Below are 17,705 nucleotides of genomic sequence, written 5' to 3'. Positions count from 1 at the left end.
ATGAATGTCGCCTTGCGGGATGTTCACCATTCAACTAAATTGAGCTCAGGACAATCCCGGAGGTGGCTCCCATGCCCGCAGTGACCGTCGAAAACCCGCTGACCCTGCCCAAGGTCGCCGCCTCGGGCGACGCCACGGCCCGTCCCGTGCTCGCCGTCACCACGGCGCTGAGCGGATTCGAGGGCGAAGGCTTCCCGGTTCGCCGCGCGTTCGCCGGGATCAACTACAAGTACCTCGACCCGTTCATCATGATGGACCAGATGGGTGAGGTGGAGTACCAGCCCGGAGAGCCGAAGGGCACCCCGTGGCACCCGCACCGCGGCTTCGAGACCGTGACGTACCTGATCGACGGAACCTTCGTCCACCAGGACAGCAACGGTGGCGGCGGCACCATCCAGAACGGTGACACCCAGTGGATGACCGCCGGATCCGGCCTCCTGCACATCGAGGCGCCGCCGGAGTCCCTCGTGGTGTCGGGCGGCCTCTTCCACGGCCTCCAGCTCTGGGTGAACCTGCCCAAGGCCGACAAGATGATGGCCCCCCGCTACCAGGACATCCGCGGCGGCCAGGTCCAGCTCCTCGCCTCCCCGGACGGCGGCGCGCTGCTCCGCGTCATCGCCGGTGAGCTCGACGGGCACGAGGGCCCCGGCATCACGCACACCCCGATCACGATGATCCACGCCACCGTCCGCCCCGGCGCCGAGGTGACCCTGCCCTGGCGTGAGGAGTTCAACGGACTCGCGTACGTCCTCGCCGGGCGTGGCACCGTCGGCGCGGAGCACCGCCCCGTCCACATGGGGCAGACCGCGGTCTTCGGCGCCGGTTCCTCGCTGACCGTCCGTGCGGACGAGAAGCAGGACGGCAACACCCCGGACCTGGAGGTCGTCCTGCTCGGCGGACGTCCGATCCGCGAGCCGATGGCGCACTACGGACCGTTCGTGATGAACAGCCAGGCCGAACTGAAGCAGGCCTTCGAGGACTTCCAGGCCGGCCGCCTCGGTACGGTGCCCGCGGTCCACGGAATGTGACACCCGTGGACGGAGTGGACATCACACCCGCACCGTGATCGGGTGGGAGGGTGCAGACCCCCAAGCCCCTCCTGCCCGATGGTGCGCGGCGCACAGCCGCCTGGTGCGGTGTCGTTCTCCTCGTCACCGGGGTTGCTGCGGTTGCCGTCTGGCTGTGCGTCATCTTCAAGACCGCGGTCACGCCCGTACTGCTCGCGCTGCTCGGTACGGCGCTGCTCGGACCGGTCCACCGTCGGCTGACCGCCCGCGGAATGAACCGTTCGCTGGCCGCGGGGCTCACCTGCGCCCTGCTCGTCGCGGTGGTCGGCGGGGCCGGTTACATCGTCGTCACCGCGCTGGTCGACACCGGCGACCAGATCCTCCGCTCGCTGAAGGACACCGCGCAGTGGGTCGTCGACCACTTCGGGATCAGCAAGCAGACCAATGTGAACGACCTCGCCGTGAACGCCCAGAAACTCGTCCAGAAGTTCGGCGCGAGCGCCGCGGGCGGGCTCCTGTCCGGGATCAGCCTGATCGGCTCGCTGATCGCGACCAGCGTCCTCGCCCTCCTGCTGACCTTCTTCTTCCTGCGCGACTCCGACAAGGCCGCGGGCCTCGCCCACTCGATCGCCCCGCGCGGCACCGGGGACCTGGTCGAGGCCATGGGGCGGCGGGCCTTCGAGGCCGTGCAGGGCTTCATGCGCGGCACCACGTTCATCGCGCTGATCGACGCGGTGTGCATCACCGTGGGTCTGCTGATCCTGAGAGTGCCGGGTGCGGTGGGGCTCGGTGCGCTGGTCTTCGTCGGCGCCTACATCCCCTACCTCGGGGCGTTCATCTCCGGCACGGTCGCGGTGCTCGTCGCGCTCGCCGACCGGGGGTTCGTGATCGCGCTCTGGGCGCTGGGGGTCGTGCTCGCGGTACAGGTGCTGGAGGGCCACGTCCTGCAGCCGATGATCCAGAGCCGTACGGTCCAGATGCACCCGGCCACCATCATGATCGCGATCACCGCGGGCGCCAGTGTGGCGGGCCTGCTGGGCATGCTGCTCGCGGTGCCGGCCTGCGCGGCGGCCTTCGGCATCCTCGGTGAACTGCGCGGAGAGCGGGGCGGGCGCTCCAGCCCGTCCGGCGCCTGAGGACGGAACCGTCGTGCGCGCCGGTGGTGCCGGGTATTGCCCTACTCCGAGAAGGTCTGCGCTGCGGACACCACCGTGGGCAGCCGCCCGAGGCCGTTCCGGGCGCGGAACGGGAACGGTCCGGGCACCCCTCGGAGGTCGTCTCCCGGCCCTCGGATGATCTTGAAATGTCAATGTCAATGATTTGGTACGGGTGCGGGCGGTAGCCTGGGGAGGCTGAATCCACCCCGAACCGCGAAGACTGGATGAACGAGAATGCATCGGTACAGGTCCCACACCTGCGGCGAGCTCCGCGCCTCTGACGTCGGCACCGACGTCCGACTGAGCGGCTGGCTGCACAATCGCCGAGACCTGGGCGGCATCCTCTTCATCGATCTGCGCGACCACTACGGTCTGGTGCAGCTCGTCGCCCGTCCCGGCACCCCCGGCAACGAGGCCCTGGCGAAGCTCACCAAGGAGACCGTCGTACGGATTGACGGCAAGGTCTCCGCGCGCGGCGCCGACAACGTGAACCCGGAGCTCCCGACCGGCGAGATCGAGATCGAGGTCACCGAGGTCGAGGTGCTGGGCGAGGCCGCCCCGCTGCCCTTCACGATCAACGCCGAGGACGGGGTCAACGAGGAGCGGCGCCTGGAGTACCGCTTCCTGGACCTGCGCCGCGAGCGCATGCACCGCAACATCATGCTGCGCTCGGCCGTCATCGCCTCGATCCGCGCCAAGATGGTGGCGCTCGGCTTCAACGAGATGGCGACCCCGATCCTCACCGCGACGTCCCCCGAGGGCGCCCGCGACTTCGTCGTCCCGTCCCGCCTGAACCCGGGCAAGTTCTACGCCCTGCCCCAGGCCCCGCAGCAGTTCAAGCAGCTGCTGATGATCTCCGGCTTCGACCGCTACTTCCAGATCGCGCCGTGCTTCCGCGACGAGGACGCCCGCGCCGACCGTTCGCCCGGCGAGTTCTACCAGCTCGACGTCGAGATGTCGTTCGTCGAGCAGGAGGACGTCTTCCGGCCGATCGAGAAGCTGATGACCGAGCTCTTCGAGGAGTTCGGCAACGGCCGCCACGTCACCTCGCCGTTCCCGCGCATCCCGTTCCGCGAGGCGATGCTGAAGTACGGCAACGACAAGCCGGACCTGCGCGCCCAGCTGGAACTGGTCGACATCTCCGACATCTTCGCCGACTCGGAGTTCAAGGCGTTCGCCGGCAAGCACGTCCGCGCCCTCCCGGTCCCGGACACCGCCGGCCAGTCCCGGAAGTTCTTCGACGGCCTCGGCGACTACGCCGTCCAGCACGGCGCCAAGGGCCTGGCCTGGGTCCGCGTCGGCGAGGACGGCGGCCTCACCGGCCCGATCGCCAAGTTCCTCACCGAGACCGACATCAAGACCCTCACCGAGCGTCTGTCCCTCGCCCCCGGCCACGCGGTCTTCTTCGGCGCGGGCGAGTTCGACGAGGTCTCGAAGATCATGTCCGCCGTCCGCGTCGAGGCCGCCAAGCGCGCCGGCCACTTCGAGGAGGGCGTCTTCCGGTTCTGCTGGGTCGTCGACTTCCCGATGTTCGAGAAGGACGAGGACACCGGGAAGATCGACTTCTCCCACAACCCCTTCTCGATGCCCCAGGGCGGCATGAAGGACCTGGAGGAGAAGGACCCCCTCGACATCCTCGCCTGGCAGTACGACATCGTCTGCAACGGCATCGAGCTGTCCTCCGGCGCCATCCGCAACCACGAGCCCGATGTGATGCTCAAGGCCTTCGAGATCGCCGGCTACGACCGCGAGACCGTCGAGCACGAGTTCGCGGGCATGCTCCGCGCCTTCCGCCTCGGCGCCCCGCCGCACGGCGGCATCGCCCCGGGAGTCGACCGCATCGTGATGCTCCTGGCCGACGAGCCCAACATCCGCGAAACGATCGCCTTCCCGCTCAACGGCAACGCCCAGGACCTGATGATGGGCGCCCCGACGGAGCTGGACGAGTCCCGCCTGCGCGAGCTGAACATCCAGCTCCGCAAGCCGGCGGCATCGGCGAAGGACAAGGCGGAGAAGTAGCAGCCGCCCGTACAACCTGGTTCCACGTGAAACATCCCCCGGCCGGGTCGGCCGGGGGATGTTCGCCGTTTCCGGCAGACGTGGGAGCGGCGCGCGGTCGACTCGGTGCCTGCTGAGATGATCGCGAGACGCGACCACATCAGGGGGAATGATGGAAATCATCGAGCGCACCCTCAGTGAGCCTTGCGAGGGTGTTCTGGTGGAGCCCGAGGGAGGCAGCGCGGTGGGGGTGCTGGTGCTGGCTGGTTCCAGTGGCCGTATTGACACCGACCGCTGTCGTGTTCTCGCCCGCGCGGGGATGACCGCCCTGTCGATTCGCTGGTTCGGTGGTGAGCGCCAGCCAGAGGGAATCTGCGAGATTCCCCTGGAGACCTTCGTCGAGGCGATCGATTTCCTGAAAGCCCGGGGAAGCGGCAGAGTCGGTGTGCTGGGATTGTCGAAGGGCGCCGAGGCGGCACTGCTCGTGGCGGTCCGCGATCCGCGTGTCGATGCGGTGGTGGCCCTGTCGCCCACCTCCGTGGTCTGGGCGAACGTCGGCCCCGGAACCGACGGGGATGCCTACCCCTATCGGTCGTCGTGGACCTGGAAGGGTGAGCCCGTCCCGTTCGTTCCCTACGACGAGCACTGGACCCCGCAAGAGCCGGAGGGCGCGCCGATCGCCTGCCGGACGCTCTACGAGCAAAGTTGGCAGGCCTTTACCGAGGCTGCGCAGAAGGCCGCGATCCCCATCGAACGATCCGCCGCGGAGATCGTGCTCGTTGCGGGCGGGGACGATCAGATGTGGCCGTCGCTGGAATTCGCGCAGGAACTGGCCGCACGGCGCGCGTTGGCAGGGCAACGCCCAGCCAGGCTCGTGACCTCATCCGATGCCGGACACCGACCCCGTTTGCCCGGGGAAGGGCCTGCCAGGCACTCCGGGCAGTTCCGCTACGGCGGCACCGCGGAGACCGACGCGGCCCTCGGTGCCAGGGCCTGGTCGGACATCGTTGCCGCGCTCCGTGGAGATCTCCATGGCGGAGACTGACCGGCCACGCCAACGGCGACCGGGAAGTCGGCGAGCCTGACCAGGCTCCAGGTGGAGAACGGCAGGGGTTGCTCGGCCGGTTTCGATCTGGTGGACCTCTTGATTTCCTGGTGATCGGCCAGGGTGTCAACTCACAGTTAGATCAAGGTTGGTTGATACGGCATTGGGACGAGGACCGGAGCAACTCATGCTCCGATAGAGGCAAGTTCGCACCAGACGAACTTGCCTGAGTTGCCGTTGCTGCTGAGCTGATACCAGCCCCAGCCATCAGTGCAGTTGCGGACGAGGTCGAGCCCGCGCCCGTTTTCGGCTTCTGCGGATGCGGACAGCGGTGGCGCCGGTGGGGTGGGGTCCGCGTCCCAGACGCCGATGCGCAGTACGCGGCTTGCCCAGCGCAGACGTAACGCGGCCGGGCCCTTGGTGTGGCGTACCGCGTTGCTGACCAGCTCGGTGGCGACGAGCTCGGCGGTTTCGGAGAGGGGGAGCAGGCCGTGCAGGGTGAGGATCAGGCGCAGAGTGCGGCGGGAGACCGTGACCGCGCGGGGGTCGTGAGGGATGTAGAGCGTGTATTCCCAGGGGGCGTCGGTGCTCGTGGGCGAGTTCGGCATACGGGAACTCCCGTTGGTGCGTGAGGGGTTGTGGGCGCGGCAGTCTGTGGGCGGTGGCATGCCGTACCCGTCATGGCATGGCGGGGCGGTGCGCTTCCGGGGTCCCGGTTTCGCAGCGTGTGCGTCGCGTCACAAACGGTAGGGGTTCAAATGAACCCCGGTCAAGCGGTGGTGGGATACTGCGATCACTCAACTCGCTTGGAGGGAGGGCTGTATGCCGGCGAGAAGTATCGTCACTGCCCGTCAGGAACGGCTCGGTGTCGAGCTGCGAAAGCTCAGGGAGCGAGCGGGTCTGAGCGGTCGTGAAGCGTCGCGGGTCATCGGAATCGCCGAGACCAAGATCTCGGCGATGGAATCGGCACGCGTGGGTGTGAGCGCGGAGCGTGTCCGTTACCTCGCCAGTCACTACGCGTGCGACGACGTCGCACTCGTCGAGGCCCTCGCGGCGATGGCGGCCGAGCGGGCCCGTGGTTGGTGGGAAGCGTTTCGGGAGTCGGTGCCTTCCGGCTACCTCGATCTGGCTGAACTTGAGGACAGCGCTACCCACCTGAGAACGTTTCAGAGTGTGCAGATTCCCGGGCTGCTTCAGACCGAGGAGCAGATCCGGGCCATCTTTGCCTCCACGGTGCCGGGCCTCTCGGATGAACAGCTTGAGTTGCGCGTACGGTTCCGGCTGCGGCGCCAGGAGATCCTGGCGGGTGACCGTCCCGTGCCCTATCAGGCGGTGATTCACGAAGCGGCGCTGAGGATTCGAGCAGGCGACAGCAAGATTGCCCGGGGGCAGCTGGAGCACATTCTTCAGCAGTCGGAACTACAGCATGTATCTGTGCGCGTGGTGCCATTTGCTGTGGACGGTTTCGCTGGAGTCTGCGACCCGCTTGTCTACGCCGGCGGATCGGTGCCGCAGCTGGACACCGTACTGATGGACACACCGCATGGTGGTGCTCTTCTTGACGCGGAGGCACAACTCAGCCGCTACCGGGAGCTCATGCGCAAGGTGGAGGGCGTAGCGCTCGGGGTCGTAGAGTCACGGGACTTCATTCATCGCCTCGTGCAAAGCGTGTGAAAGGTCCCGGCATGACTCCGGACACCATGTGGCAGAAGTCCTCGTTCTCCGGCGGGGGTGATTCCTCGGACTGCGTCGAGCTCGCCGCCGCCGGGGACCGGATACGGCTCCGCGAGGGCGATGATCCCGGTACGGAACTGGTGGTCACGTCCGTGGCGTTTGCCGGGCTCGTCCGGGATGTGAAGGGCGGGCGGCTCGGCCGGGTGTGACGGCCGCGGCCTCACCGCAACGCACAGCCCGCACGCCACTCCCAGCTTCCCTGTCTGGCCTCGGCGTTCATGACAGGGACTCAACGGCCCGCGCACAAGAAGGACATGACGCGGCGCAGGATGGTGCTCGCCGGGGATGCGACGATCGTGGCCGCCGGGATCGGGGCCAGTGCCGTTGCCAGTGCCTCGGCCGACGAGGAAACGGCCGGTGCCAAGAAGTCCGGCGGTGGATCGGGAGAGGTGTGTTACCGGCTCACCTCGGAGACGACCGAGGGGCCGTACTACATCGACGCCGACAAGTTCCGGAAGGACATCACGAGGACAAGGAGGGCATCCCCCTCACCCTCCGGCTCAAGGTGATCGACTCCGGCACCTGCAAGCCGGTCGCGCACGCAGCCGTCGACATCTGGCACTGCGGCGCGCCGGGGATCTACGACCGGAGCGGGGCCACGGGCGGGCTGATGAAGCTCTCGTACCGCAAGCGCCACATGGCGCGGGGTGTCGTCGGCTCGATCACGATGGGTGTGGACCCGGACGAGGCGTACGACGGCACGGATCTCTGACCTGTCCTCAGGCCTCCGCGCCCCTACGGGCGGGAAGGGACCGGAACCTACACGACCGACATGGTTCCGGGCCCCTTTCATGTGTGTGTCCGGCGGGCGGTACAGCCGTATGGCCCACGTGCGGATTCGCGCATCGGCGACGCGGCGTTAACTGGGTTCGGCGGGGCGAAGCATGACGGGGAGCCCCGCCTGTGCCGTCTTCACCCACGACCGCTGAGGAGTGCCCGTGTCCGCGAACCGTCCATCGGCCGCCCGGCGTCCCCCGTACGCCATCTGTGCAGGAACGATTCTGCTGCTCACTGCCTGCGGCAATACCTCCCAGACCGCCGGCGGCACCCAGGAGGTCCGGGCGGCGTCCTCTGCTTCCGCCGGTGTCGCGGGTCCACAAGCCGCCGGGGACCGGGGGCGGGCCGCCCCCGGTCCGTACGCGCCACGCCTCGTACCCCGTGAGATCCCCGCGCTGGGGCCGCGCACCAGGGGCGGGATCCCGGCGGGCGCCCGGCAGGCGCTCGTCGTCACGGGCGATTCCTACGACTCCAGCCTGTCTACTGCGGTCCTCTATACCCGTGACGATCCCGCCGGGGGCTGGCGCGCGGCCACGGGCCGCTGGCCGGCCCACAATGGCCTGAACGGCTGGACCGACGAGCACTGGGAGGGCGACCTCCGCACCCCGGTGGGGGTCTATGGACTGACGGCGGCGGGCGGTCGCTTCGAACCCCCGGAGACCGCGTTCCCGTACGAGCAGCGCCCGGAGTTCGCGGTGAGTGGTGAAGGGTTCGAGGGGGAGACCCTGGAGGGTTCCTTCGACTACGTCGTCGCCGTCGACTACAACCGGGTCCCCGGCGCCTCCCCGCTGGACCCGGTGCGCCCGCTCGGCCAGGAACGCGGTGGCGGCATCTGGATCCATGTGGACCACGGCGGTCCGACCCAGGGTTGCATCTCACTCCCCGAGAACCGGATGAGGGAACTGCTCCGCATCCTCGACCCGGAGAAGAAGCCGGTCGTCGTCATAGGGGACGTGGAGGGGCTGGAGCGGTGAACCGGGCACGGGCCGGGTGGCGGGCCCGTACGCTGGAAGCAGCCCGGTTTCCTTCAGGAGGCAGTGATGGGTGTGGTTGAGGAGAGTGTGCTGACCCAGGAGGTCTTCGAGGACCTCGCCCGCCACGCCATACGCACCGAAGAAGCACTGCGTCTGGAGTTCGTGAACGGAAAACTGGGAGTCAAGGCTGCGCCGGACGGGGATCACGGGCGGATCATCGAATGGCTGACGCGCCTTTGCATGCAGGCCGATCCGGACCGTTGGCTCTACGCCGAACAGGGCCTTCGAATCGAGACGTACCGCAAGGGGAACGCCCGCCCGGACGGTGCGCTCGCCCGCAGTGGCGCCTTCGTCGGCCAGGGCGAGTGGGCCGGCCCCGACGGTGTCCTGATGGTCGTCGAAGTCACCTCGTACGACGAGGACACCGACCGCCGGGACCGCGTGGAGAAGCCGCGTGCGTATGCCGAGACCGGCATTCCCGTCTATCTGCTGATCGACCGTGACACCTGCGAGGTCAAGGTGCACTCGCAGCCCGACGGCGTGCGGTACGAGCAGGTGGTGACGGTTCCGTACGGGAAGACTGTCGAACTGCCCGACCCCGTGGGCATCGAACTGGACACGGAGCCGCTGAAGAACTGGGTCCGCTGACCCGAAGGCGGCGGAGCAGTGGAAAAGGCCGGGACCGCTCGTGTCGTCCCGGCCTTTCCTGTGCGTTACGCCGGCTTCTCCTCCAGGCGGGGGAACAGCACCGCGCCCTGCGTCACCGTCGCGCCCACCGGGAGGCGACCCCAGGCAGCAACGGCGTACCACCGTCGGCAAATCTTCGCAGGAGCACCACAAGGGCTGCGCACCACGTTCGGCCGGTGCCGTTAGCGTTACTGGCCGCTCGACCCCGCGTGCGAACGTGAAACAGGTCGCCGGTCGACCGGCGGCACAGTCAGCACAGAAAGATCGCAGATGGACTACTGCTCCACGTGCCGCCGGAATCTCAACGGGGCACTCGTGTGTCCAGGGTGCGGCGCATACGCTCCGGACATCGCCCCACCTGCCCGACGCATCCACGGCACGGTCGCCACTATCGCGGCGGCGGGGGAGGCCTGGCGTCCGGAGGAGGTCCCCGCTTCGGTGTCCTACCGTGGCATTCATCGCTCCGATGCGGCATGGATGGGTAGCGCCGCGTTCGAAGACACGATGTCGGACGCGTCGGACACTGTGCCGGGCACTGAATCGGTCACTGCGGTGAGCGCTGAATCGGGCGCCGAATCGGTCACTGCGGCGGGCACTGAATCACTCAGCGGCTTCGAAGGCGCCGTCCCCATCGGTACCGGTCAGGGCCGGGCGGCCCGGCGCCGGCAGCTGGCGCGCTGGAAGAAGCACCGGCGTCGGGCCCTGGCCGCTACGACCATTGCTCTTGTCGGTGGCGGCCTGACCGTTGCCGCGATGCCGACCACCAGGCCTTCGGCCGGCCACACGCAGGCGGCCTCACCGCCGGACCCGGTGACCGCGGCGCCACGTACGACGACCACCGACTCGGTGTCGGAGCAGCCGGAGACCAGGGTTTCGGGGGATCACGGCTCTCATCCGTCCACGCCGACGGGCCGGCACCGGAAGATCACCGTCGCCACGCCCGCCACGGTGCGGACGGACCGGCAGCCGGCGGCCGCCGCCGTGGCTCAACCCCCCGCGACCACGAGCGCGACGTCGCACAGCGCACCCGCGTCGTCCAAGGTGACGCACGTCGACAACGCCGTCGCCACAGACCCCGCCCCGGCTCCGGTCCCGGCCGCAGTCCCCGATACGACCGCGCCCGCTTCCACCGAGCGGACCGGTGCGGACGCATCGGCTGCGAATCCCCCGCCGGACACGTCGGTGGCCGAGCCGGCACCTCGGAAGCAGCTGTGCCTGCTCGTTCTGTGCGTCGGCTGACTGCCCCGTTGTCCTCGCACGCCGGCGTCTGCTAGCTGTGACGGAAACATGCACCGCCCGGCCGGACTTGTGCGGCCGGGCGGTGCATGCACACGCCGCGAACACGGCCGGTCTCGCGAACCGCACGCTGTATGAGGGCTCTCGACGGGCCATCAGGCCGCGTGGATGTGAACATTCCGCGTCAAGAGTGCAACTGGCGTGTTGGTCTTGACATTTCCCAGACAGGCCGATGCTAAGATCATCTTACTTCCAGTGGGCTGATGGCGTATGGGGGCATTCCGGAAGGGATGAATTCCTCGGCCCCACTTTCGGAGGGGCCTTCCCCGCGTGATCCATGCCGTGACTCAATGAGCCTGGTTTGCATGGCACATGAGGAAGCGTCAAGCCGTTTCCCAGCCATGGCACTTGAAGTGAGTCTCATGACATTTGCACAGGGCCTGCTCCTCTGGGCGCTGGTTGTCGTAGCACTGGTAGCTGTCGGTGCCGTCCTGCGGGCTCGCAAGACCAATATCGGGCTTCGCAGACAGAACTCCCGACTACGGGAGGAGCGGGACGCGCTGCAGCGGCAACGGGACGAGGTCCACGTCGCCCACACCGGTCTGCTGCACCGGCAGGCCGCTGAAATGGCCGAGGTCCGCAAGGACGCCGAAGAGGAGACCAAGGCCGTCCTCAAGGCGGCCGTGCGTACTCTTCAGGGGCTCGCGGACGAGCAGCAAGTGGTCGTACAGAACGCCCAGAAGAAATACGGCGACGACCCCAACATGCTCGCCGACCTGATGGCCATCGACCACGCCAACAGCCAGTTCGGCCGCCGGGCGCAGGGCATCGCGGTGCTGTGCGGCGGCTGGCTCGGACGCCGGGAGACCGTCGCGTCCGTCTTCGACGTCGCCCGCAGCGCCCAGGGCCGCATCCGGCAGTTCGACCGGGTCCGGGTCAACGGACAGGTCAACTTCTCCGTCGTCAGCAAGGCCGTGGAACCCGTCGCGGTGGTCCTCGCCGAGCTGCTCGCCAACGCCACCAACTACTCCGCCCCCGGCACTCCGGTGGAGATCAACATCCAGGCCGTCCCGAAGGGCGTCTGCCTCATCGTCGACGACGCGGGCCTCGGCATGGGCCAGGAGGAGAAGGACCGCGCCGCGGCTCTCCTCGCGCCCCGGGCCGCGATCAGCGTCTCCAGCCTGGGCATTCCCCCACAGTTCGGATTCGCCGTCTCCGGCATGCTGGCCGCCCGCTACGGGTTCAAGGTCTCGGTGGACTCCGTATCCCCTTATGGAGGCGTACGCGCGGTGGTTCTCCTGCCCGACGAGCTTCTCACCGGCGACGCGCCCGCGCCCCCGGCCGCCGTCGCGGCCCCCGCGGCCGCCGGTGGCCGTGACGCGGACGTGGCGGCGCTTCCGTACCGCCAGGCGCCCGCGCCCGCTCCGACTCCGCTGTTCCCCCCGGCCGCACAGCCGGCCCCCGCTCCGCAGCCCGCCGCGTCCTTCACCACCGCCGGCGGCCTGCCCAAGCGTCGTCGCAAGAGTCCGGTGTCCGTGGTGCCGTCGGCCGAACCCGAGCCGGCGCGCAGCAACGAGGAGACCGCCTCCCGCCTGGGTGCGTTCCAGCGCGGAACCCGGTCCGGACGTGACACGACGACGATGGAAGGACCCGAGATCCAGTGAACCCCGATCTGTCCTGGGTGCTCAACGATGTGCTCCAGGTACCCGGCGCTCGGCACGCGATCCTCGTCTCCGCCGACGGCCTGCTACTGGCCAACTCCAGCCAGATCGGCCGGGACGACGCGGAGACCGTGGCAGCGGCGATGAGCTCCATGCAGTCGCTGAGCCGGGCCGTCGCCCCCTTCATCGGCACCCAGACCCCCGGTCGCTGGCGGCAGACCCTCCTTGAGTACGAGCACGGCTGGATCTTCCTGATCGCCGCGGGTACCGGCGCCTACCTGGCGGCGGCCGCCGCGGCCGACGTGGACATGGAGGCCATGTCCTTCCGTATGCAGCAGCAGGTCACCGCGCTGGGGAAGGCGATGACCACGCCGCTCCGCCAGAACGCCGGAAGCGAAGCATGACGACGCCGGGCGAGGAGCAGGCGGTCAGCAGCGGGTTCGTCCGGTCCTACGTCATCACCGGCGGACGCGGCCTGCCCGACGCCGAGGGCCTCTCCCTCGTCACTCTGGTCATGATCGCCCCCGACCGTCAGCGGCCCCCGAACCCGAGCCCCGAGGTCCGGGCGATCTGGGACCTGTGTTCCGGCGGCTATCTGTCGGTGGCCGAGGTCGCGGGCCATCTGGAGCTGCCCGTCGGAGTGGCTCGGCTGCTGCTGAACGATTTAACGGAACAAGGACATCTGATACGCCGCAAGGCGCCACCGCCGGCTCAACTCGTTGACAGGAAGATCCTCGAAGAGGTGTTGCATGGACTCCACGTCCGGTTCGGCTGAGAGCATCTATGTGTCGGACGCGGTACAGCGTGCGGCGAAGATCCTCGTCGTCGGACACTTCGCCGTGGGCAAGACGACGCTCATCGGCACCCTCTCCGAGATCACTCCGCTGCGCACCGAGGAGCGGATGACGCAGGCCGGCGCGCACATCGACGATCTGCGCGGCGCGCCCGGCAAGGTGACCACGACGGTCGCCCTGGACTTCGGACGTCTGACCCTGAGCGACGAGCTGGTGCTGTACCTGTTCGGTACGCCGGGCCAGCAGCGCTTCGTCGAGCTGTGGGAGGACATGGCGCGGGGTTCGCTCGGCGCGCTGCTCCTGGTCGACCCGGCCCGTCTCGCCGACACCTTCCCGGTGATCGACCTGGTCGAGACGTACGGGCTTGAGTACGCGGTCGCGGTCAACAGCTTCGACCCGTACTCCCGGCATGCCGAGGACGAGTTGCGCGAAGCGCTCGACCTGCTGCCGGACACCCCGGTCGTGTACTGCGACGCCCGGGACGAGAAGTCGTCCGCGCAGGCCCTGATCACCCTGGTCCAGCACCTGCTCGCCCGGGTGGCCTGACCCTGCTCCGCCCGCCGTCTTCCGGTACGGATGGCCCGACCCCCGTTCTCCGGCCGCCGGTACCCACGTAAAGGGTCGCCCGATCCCCGTTCTCCGCCCGCGGTACGAACGGGGCGGGCGGCCCGATCTCCGTTCTCCGTTCTCCGTCCGGGTCCCGCGAGGCCCGCGATCACACCGAGGAATCACACATGGACTCGTCGCCGGGAGCCACCCCGTACAGCGCCCCCACCGGGTGCCCGATGCGTGGTGAGCGTCAGACGTCCCTCTACGGACCGGAGTTCGCGTCCGATCCGCAGCGTGTGTACGACGCGTTCCGGGCGCACGGGCTCGCCGCTCCGATCGAGCTGGCCCCCGGCGTGGAGGCCACCCTCATCGTGCAGCACGAGGCCGCGCTCCGGGTCCTGCAGAACCCCTCCTACTTCGCCCGGGACTCGCGGCGGTGGGCGGCACTGCGGGAGGGACGCGTACCGCTCGACAGCCCGGTCGTGCCCATGATGGCGTACCGGCCCAACTGCCTGTTCACGGACGGCACCGAACACCTGCGGCTGCGCAAGGCGGTCACCGAGAGCCTCGGCCGGCTCAACACCACCCGGCTCAGCCGGGACGTCGAGCGCATCGCCGACTACCTCATCGACCAGTTCATCGAACGCGGCTCCGCCGACCTGCTGGGCGACTACGCCAAGCTGCTGCCGCTGTTGCTGTTCAACCAGCTCTTCGGCTGCCCCGGCGAGATCGGCGACCGGCTGACCCGCGGCATGTCCGCGATCTTCGACGGCGAGGACGTACTGCGGGCCAACACCGAGCTGACCGAGTGCCTGATGGAACTCGTCGCGCTCAAGCGGCGCCAGCCCGGCGAGGACATCACCTCCTGGCTCATCCAGCACCCGGCGGGCCTGCGGGACGAGGAGCTCAAGGACCAGCTCGTCATGCTGATGGGCGCGGGCATCGAGCCGGAACGCAACCTCATAGCCAACGCGCTGCTCCTCCTGCTGTCCGATGACACCGGGAATTCGCAGCGGCGAGGTACCGGGCTGCTGGTCGAGGACGCCCTCGACGACGTGCTCTGGAACAACCCGCCGATCGCCAACTACGCGACGCACTACCCGGTCCAGGACATCGACCTCGGCGGCGTGACGCTGAAGGCGGACTCCCCTGTACTGATCAGTTTCGCCGCAGCGAACAGCGATCCCGCGCTCACCGACGCCCGCCAGACCCTGAGCAAGGGCGCCCATCTGGCCTGGGGCGCGGGTCCGCACGTCTGCCCGGCGAAGTCCCCCGCGCAGCTCATCGCCCTCACCGCGATCGAGAAGATCCTCAACTCGGTGCCGGACCTCACCCTCGCCGTTCCGGCCTCCGGGGTCGAGTGGCGGCCGGGACCGTTCCACCGGGCCCTGGTATCGCTGCCGGTCCGGTTCAGCCCGAGTCCGGCCCGCCAGGCGGCGAAGGCCGCGAACACGGCACCCCAGCCGTCTGTTTCGTCCCGTACCGCCCCTCTTGAGGAGGTTCCCGCCGCGCGGTACGACCAGATCGAGCCGCAGAAGAAGACGAAGGGCTGGTGGAGTTCCTTCCTGGACGTGTTCCGGGTGTGACGCCGTCCAGCGACCGGAATTCGGACGGCATGTACGCATAACTCGCCTGGAGAGCAAGGGAAGTTGACGGCCTGTCGGCATATAACAAGGGGTCAGCGACACATTTGCCTGTGATGCGGGCAACAAAGATCGACGCTTGGCAGATATATGCGGAGGGGTAGGTTCTGGCCGTAACCATGAGCCCAAGGCGAGGAACTCTGCGTGAGCGCTATATGTGGCACCGACCGGCCTGCCGTCGACCGCCGTGCCCTCATCTCCCTCTTGCGACGTCTCAAATCACCGGAGGGGCAGGCTGATCCCTACGCCCTTCTGGGGGAACTGAGAGCCATGGGGGATGTCGTACGCGCTCCTTGGGACGCGTACTTCGTCACCGGTTTCGACACGTGCAGCGAGGTGCTTCGCGGTCGCAACTGGCTGGCGCCGGACTTCGCCTGGCAGGAACGCCAGGAGGACGCCCGGCAGTGGGACGCCATCGCCACCCAGGAGATGACCAAGACGCTCGCGCGCCTCAACGCGCCCGAGCACACCTGCCAGCGCCGCAGCCTCGGCAACCTCTTCGACCGCTCCACCATCCAGCGGCTGACCCCACAGATCGAGGAGCACGTCACCCGCCTTCTCGACGAGCTCGCCGACAAACTGCGCTGGGGCGAGGCCGACTTCGTCAGTACGGTCAGCGAGCAGCTCCCGATCAGCACCATCGGCACCTGGCTGGGCATCCCGCCCGAGGACTACGCCCACATCCTGGAGATCACCCACAACCAGGTGCACGCCCAGGAGCTGCTGCCCACCAAGAGCGAACTCGCCGTATCCGAAGAAGCGACCCTGCATCTACGCGCGTACTTCACCGAGTTGGTGAAGCAGCGCCGCGCGAACCCCGGCAACGATGTCGTGACCGGCTGGATACACACCTGGGACGCGATGGCGCCCGACCGCGAGGCGGCGGACGAGATCCTCTACCGTCTGACCATGTTCGTCACCATCGCCTCGCTGGAGACCACCGCGACGCTGCTGTCGTCCATGGTGGGCCTGCTGCTGGCGGAGCCCGGCCGGTGGGAGTGGCTCCGGGAGAACCCCGGCTACATCGACGCGGCCGTCGACGAAGTTCTCCGTTACGACCCGCCGATCCAGATCAACACGCGGATCGCCGCCGATGACACGGTCCTGGCGGGCGTGCCGATCGCGAAGGACACCATGGTCCACGTCGTGTTCGGCGCCGCCAACCACGACCCCCGGCGCACCGAGGACCCGGACGCCTTCGACGTCACGCGCACCGGCACCAACCTCACCTTCGGGGGTGGTGTGCACTACTGCCTGGGCGCGGCTCTCGCCCGCCTGGAGGCACGTACGCTCCTGGCCCAGCTCCTGAAACGTTTCCCCACCCTGCGCGCCGTGACGGCGCCCAACTACGCGTCCCGTCTGGTCTTCAGACGTGTGACCTCGATGAATGTAGCCATATGAAGTTCTCTCTCACCGAGTACCTGTCGCCGTACCGGGCGGCACCGAGCCCCATACGCACCGCGCGGGAGGGCGGCATCCTGCGCGTGGAGCTGAACAGCCCCGACACCGGCAACGCGGTCACCGAAGCGATGCTGGACGATCTGCTGGCGATCCTGACCCTGCCGGACCCCGATGTCCGGGTGGTGGTGCTCAGCGGGGCCGGCGAGCACTTCTCGCTGGGCGGCGACCGCAACGAGTTCGTCGACTGGCTCGACGAGGACCCCACCGGGCGGGGCATCCGCATCGCGGCCGAGAAGGGCCGCCGCGTCTGCGAGGCGCTCACCACCAGCCAGGCCGTCACCATCGCCCGGGTCCAGGGCAAGGCGATCGGCGCGGGCATGGCACTGGCCCTCGCCTGTGATCTGCGCGTCGGCGCCGACACCGCCGGATTCCGGCTGCCGGAACTGGCGCTCGGCCTGCCCACCGCCTGGGGCGGAATGCTGCCGCGCCTGCTCCACGAGGTCGGCGCCGCCCGGGTGCGCGAACTGATTCTGACCGGGCGTCCCTTCAAGGCGGCGGAGGCGTACGAACTGTCGGTCCTCCAGCGCGTCGTGCCCGAGGACGAACTCGACGCGGCGGTCGACGCGTGGGCCAAGCCCATCGTGCGCCGGCCCGAGGCGGCCCTGCGCGTCACGAAGGCCCTGCTCAACTCGTACGCAGCCGCGACGCGGCTGGCCGACTCGTCCGTCCTGGACGCGGAGCTGATGGCCACCGTCGCGGCCGCGACCCGCCGGACCCGCGACGCCGGGGGGACGGGCGCGGGGGCCGTACCGGTGCGTTAGCCCTCGGCGAGGCGGTCGAGGACGTGGTGGGTGCCGGGTTGGTGGTCCGTGCTCGCGTGGCACTGGGCGTGGACGAGGACTCGGACGCGGTACGCGTGCGAGGCCGGACCGTCCGCTCCGCACCGTCGACGCCGGAGCCGGAGGGTGCGCAACCGGCGGGCGACACCGGCCGCCGAGCTTTTTGCCACTCAAAACACTGATGGGTAGCCGCCACTTGGACG

General features: G+C 68.7%; 17 protein-coding genes and 1 pseudogene. 17 read left to right on the top strand and 1 reads right to left on the bottom strand.

Features of this window, described 5'->3' with window-relative positions; genetic code table 11:
* Positions 1 to 71 precede the first annotated feature (71 nt).
* The 4 genes from OG306_RS18610 (at position 72) to OG306_RS18595 (ending at position 5,207) form a co-directional block, all read left to right on the top strand.
* On the top strand, positions 72 to 1,028 hold the full coding sequence (locus tag OG306_RS18610) for a pirin family protein (protein WP_266747238.1): 957 nt from the start codon (positions 72 to 74) through the stop codon (positions 1,026 to 1,028).
* Positions 1,029 to 1,078: 50 nt separating this feature from the next.
* On the top strand, positions 1,079 to 2,143 hold the full coding sequence (locus OG306_RS18605) for an AI-2E family transporter (RefSeq protein WP_266747237.1): 1,065 nt from the start codon (positions 1,079 to 1,081) through the stop codon (positions 2,141 to 2,143).
* 255 nt (positions 2,144 to 2,398) lie between these two features.
* A complete protein-coding gene (gene aspS / locus OG306_RS18600; RefSeq protein WP_266747236.1) occupies positions 2,399 to 4,183 on the top strand; it encodes an aspartate--tRNA ligase in 1,785 nt (594 codons plus the stop codon).
* Positions 4,184 to 4,331: 148 nt separating this feature from the next.
* Positions 4,332 to 5,207 (top strand): acyl-CoA thioester hydrolase/BAAT C-terminal domain-containing protein, encoded by an 876-nt coding sequence (locus OG306_RS18595; protein ID WP_266747235.1) that lies wholly within the window; start codon positions 4,332 to 4,334, stop codon positions 5,205 to 5,207.
* A 185-nt stretch (positions 5,208 to 5,392) separates the two neighbouring features.
* Here OG306_RS18595 and OG306_RS18590 read toward each other — a convergent pair whose 3' ends face one another.
* Positions 5,393 to 5,815 carry an ATP-binding protein gene (locus tag OG306_RS18590; protein ID WP_266747234.1) on the bottom strand — a complete coding sequence of 141 codons (423 nt, stop codon included), beginning with the start codon at positions 5,813 to 5,815 and terminating at the stop codon, positions 5,393 to 5,395.
* A gap of 214 nt (positions 5,816 to 6,029) precedes the next feature.
* Here OG306_RS18590 and OG306_RS18585 point away from each other — a divergent pair, with 214 nt between their 5' ends.
* The 13 genes and pseudogenes from OG306_RS18585 to OG306_RS18525 all read left to right on the top strand — a co-directional run bounded on the left by OG306_RS18585 (position 6,030) and on the right by OG306_RS18525 (position 17,484).
* Positions 6,030 to 6,881: a helix-turn-helix domain-containing protein gene (locus tag OG306_RS18585; protein ID WP_266747233.1), complete on the top strand. Its 852-nt coding sequence runs from the start codon at positions 6,030 to 6,032 to the stop codon at positions 6,879 to 6,881.
* Between the two features lie 11 nt (positions 6,882 to 6,892).
* A complete protein-coding gene (locus OG306_RS18580) occupies positions 6,893 to 7,090 on the top strand; it encodes a DUF397 domain-containing protein (protein WP_266747232.1) in 198 nt (65 codons plus the stop codon).
* A 69-nt stretch (positions 7,091 to 7,159) separates the two neighbouring features.
* Positions 7,160 to 7,548 (top strand): annotated as a pseudogene (locus tag OG306_RS18575) (dioxygenase); the annotation flags it as partial.
* A gap of 325 nt (positions 7,549 to 7,873) precedes the next feature.
* Positions 7,874 to 8,692 (top strand): L,D-transpeptidase family protein, encoded by an 819-nt coding sequence (locus OG306_RS18570; RefSeq protein ID WP_266747231.1) that lies wholly within the window; start codon positions 7,874 to 7,876, stop codon positions 8,690 to 8,692.
* A 66-nt stretch (positions 8,693 to 8,758) separates the two neighbouring features.
* Complete coding sequence (locus tag OG306_RS18565; RefSeq protein ID WP_266747230.1) at positions 8,759 to 9,340, top strand: Uma2 family endonuclease; 582 nt, start codon at positions 8,759 to 8,761, stop codon at positions 9,338 to 9,340.
* Positions 9,341 to 9,649: 309 nt separating this feature from the next.
* Positions 9,650 to 10,618, top strand: a complete 969-nt coding sequence (locus OG306_RS18560; RefSeq protein ID WP_432762236.1) for an SCO2400 family protein — start codon at positions 9,650 to 9,652, stop codon at positions 10,616 to 10,618.
* 419 nt (positions 10,619 to 11,037) lie between these two features.
* Positions 11,038 to 12,279: an ATP-binding protein gene (locus OG306_RS18555; RefSeq protein WP_266747228.1), complete on the top strand. Its 1,242-nt coding sequence runs from the start codon at positions 11,038 to 11,040 to the stop codon at positions 12,277 to 12,279.
* Positions 12,276 to 12,680: a roadblock/LC7 domain-containing protein gene (locus tag OG306_RS18550; RefSeq protein ID WP_266747227.1), complete on the top strand. Its 405-nt coding sequence runs from the start codon at positions 12,276 to 12,278 to the stop codon at positions 12,678 to 12,680. The genes OG306_RS18555 and OG306_RS18550 overlap by 4 nt, the downstream gene beginning before the upstream one ends.
* A complete protein-coding gene (locus tag OG306_RS18545) occupies positions 12,677 to 13,051 on the top strand; it encodes a DUF742 domain-containing protein (RefSeq protein WP_266747226.1) in 375 nt (124 codons plus the stop codon). The genes OG306_RS18550 and OG306_RS18545 overlap by 4 nt, the downstream gene beginning before the upstream one ends.
* Positions 13,026 to 13,616: a GTP-binding protein gene (locus OG306_RS18540; RefSeq protein WP_266747225.1), complete on the top strand. Its 591-nt coding sequence runs from the start codon at positions 13,026 to 13,028 to the stop codon at positions 13,614 to 13,616. Before OG306_RS18545 ends, OG306_RS18540 begins: the two co-directional genes overlap by 26 nt.
* 188 nt (positions 13,617 to 13,804) lie before the next feature.
* On the top strand, positions 13,805 to 15,205 hold the full coding sequence (locus OG306_RS18535) for a cytochrome P450 (protein ID WP_266747224.1): 1,401 nt from the start codon (positions 13,805 to 13,807) through the stop codon (positions 15,203 to 15,205).
* Positions 15,206 to 15,532: 327 nt separating this feature from the next.
* Positions 15,533 to 16,663, top strand: a complete 1,131-nt coding sequence (locus OG306_RS18530) for a cytochrome P450 (protein WP_266747223.1) — start codon at positions 15,533 to 15,535, stop codon at positions 16,661 to 16,663.
* A complete protein-coding gene (locus OG306_RS18525; protein ID WP_266747222.1) occupies positions 16,660 to 17,484 on the top strand; it encodes an enoyl-CoA hydratase/isomerase family protein in 825 nt (274 codons plus the stop codon). The genes OG306_RS18530 and OG306_RS18525 overlap by 4 nt, the downstream gene beginning before the upstream one ends.
* Positions 17,485 to 17,705 lie beyond the last annotated feature (221 nt).

It is taken from the genome of Streptomyces sp. NBC_01241 (assembly GCF_041435435.1).
Classification (GTDB): Bacteria; Actinomycetota; Actinomycetes; order Streptomycetales; family Streptomycetaceae; genus Streptomyces.
Note: the sequence above shows the minus strand (reverse complement) of the source record. Positions and strands in the feature narration are given on the sequence as shown.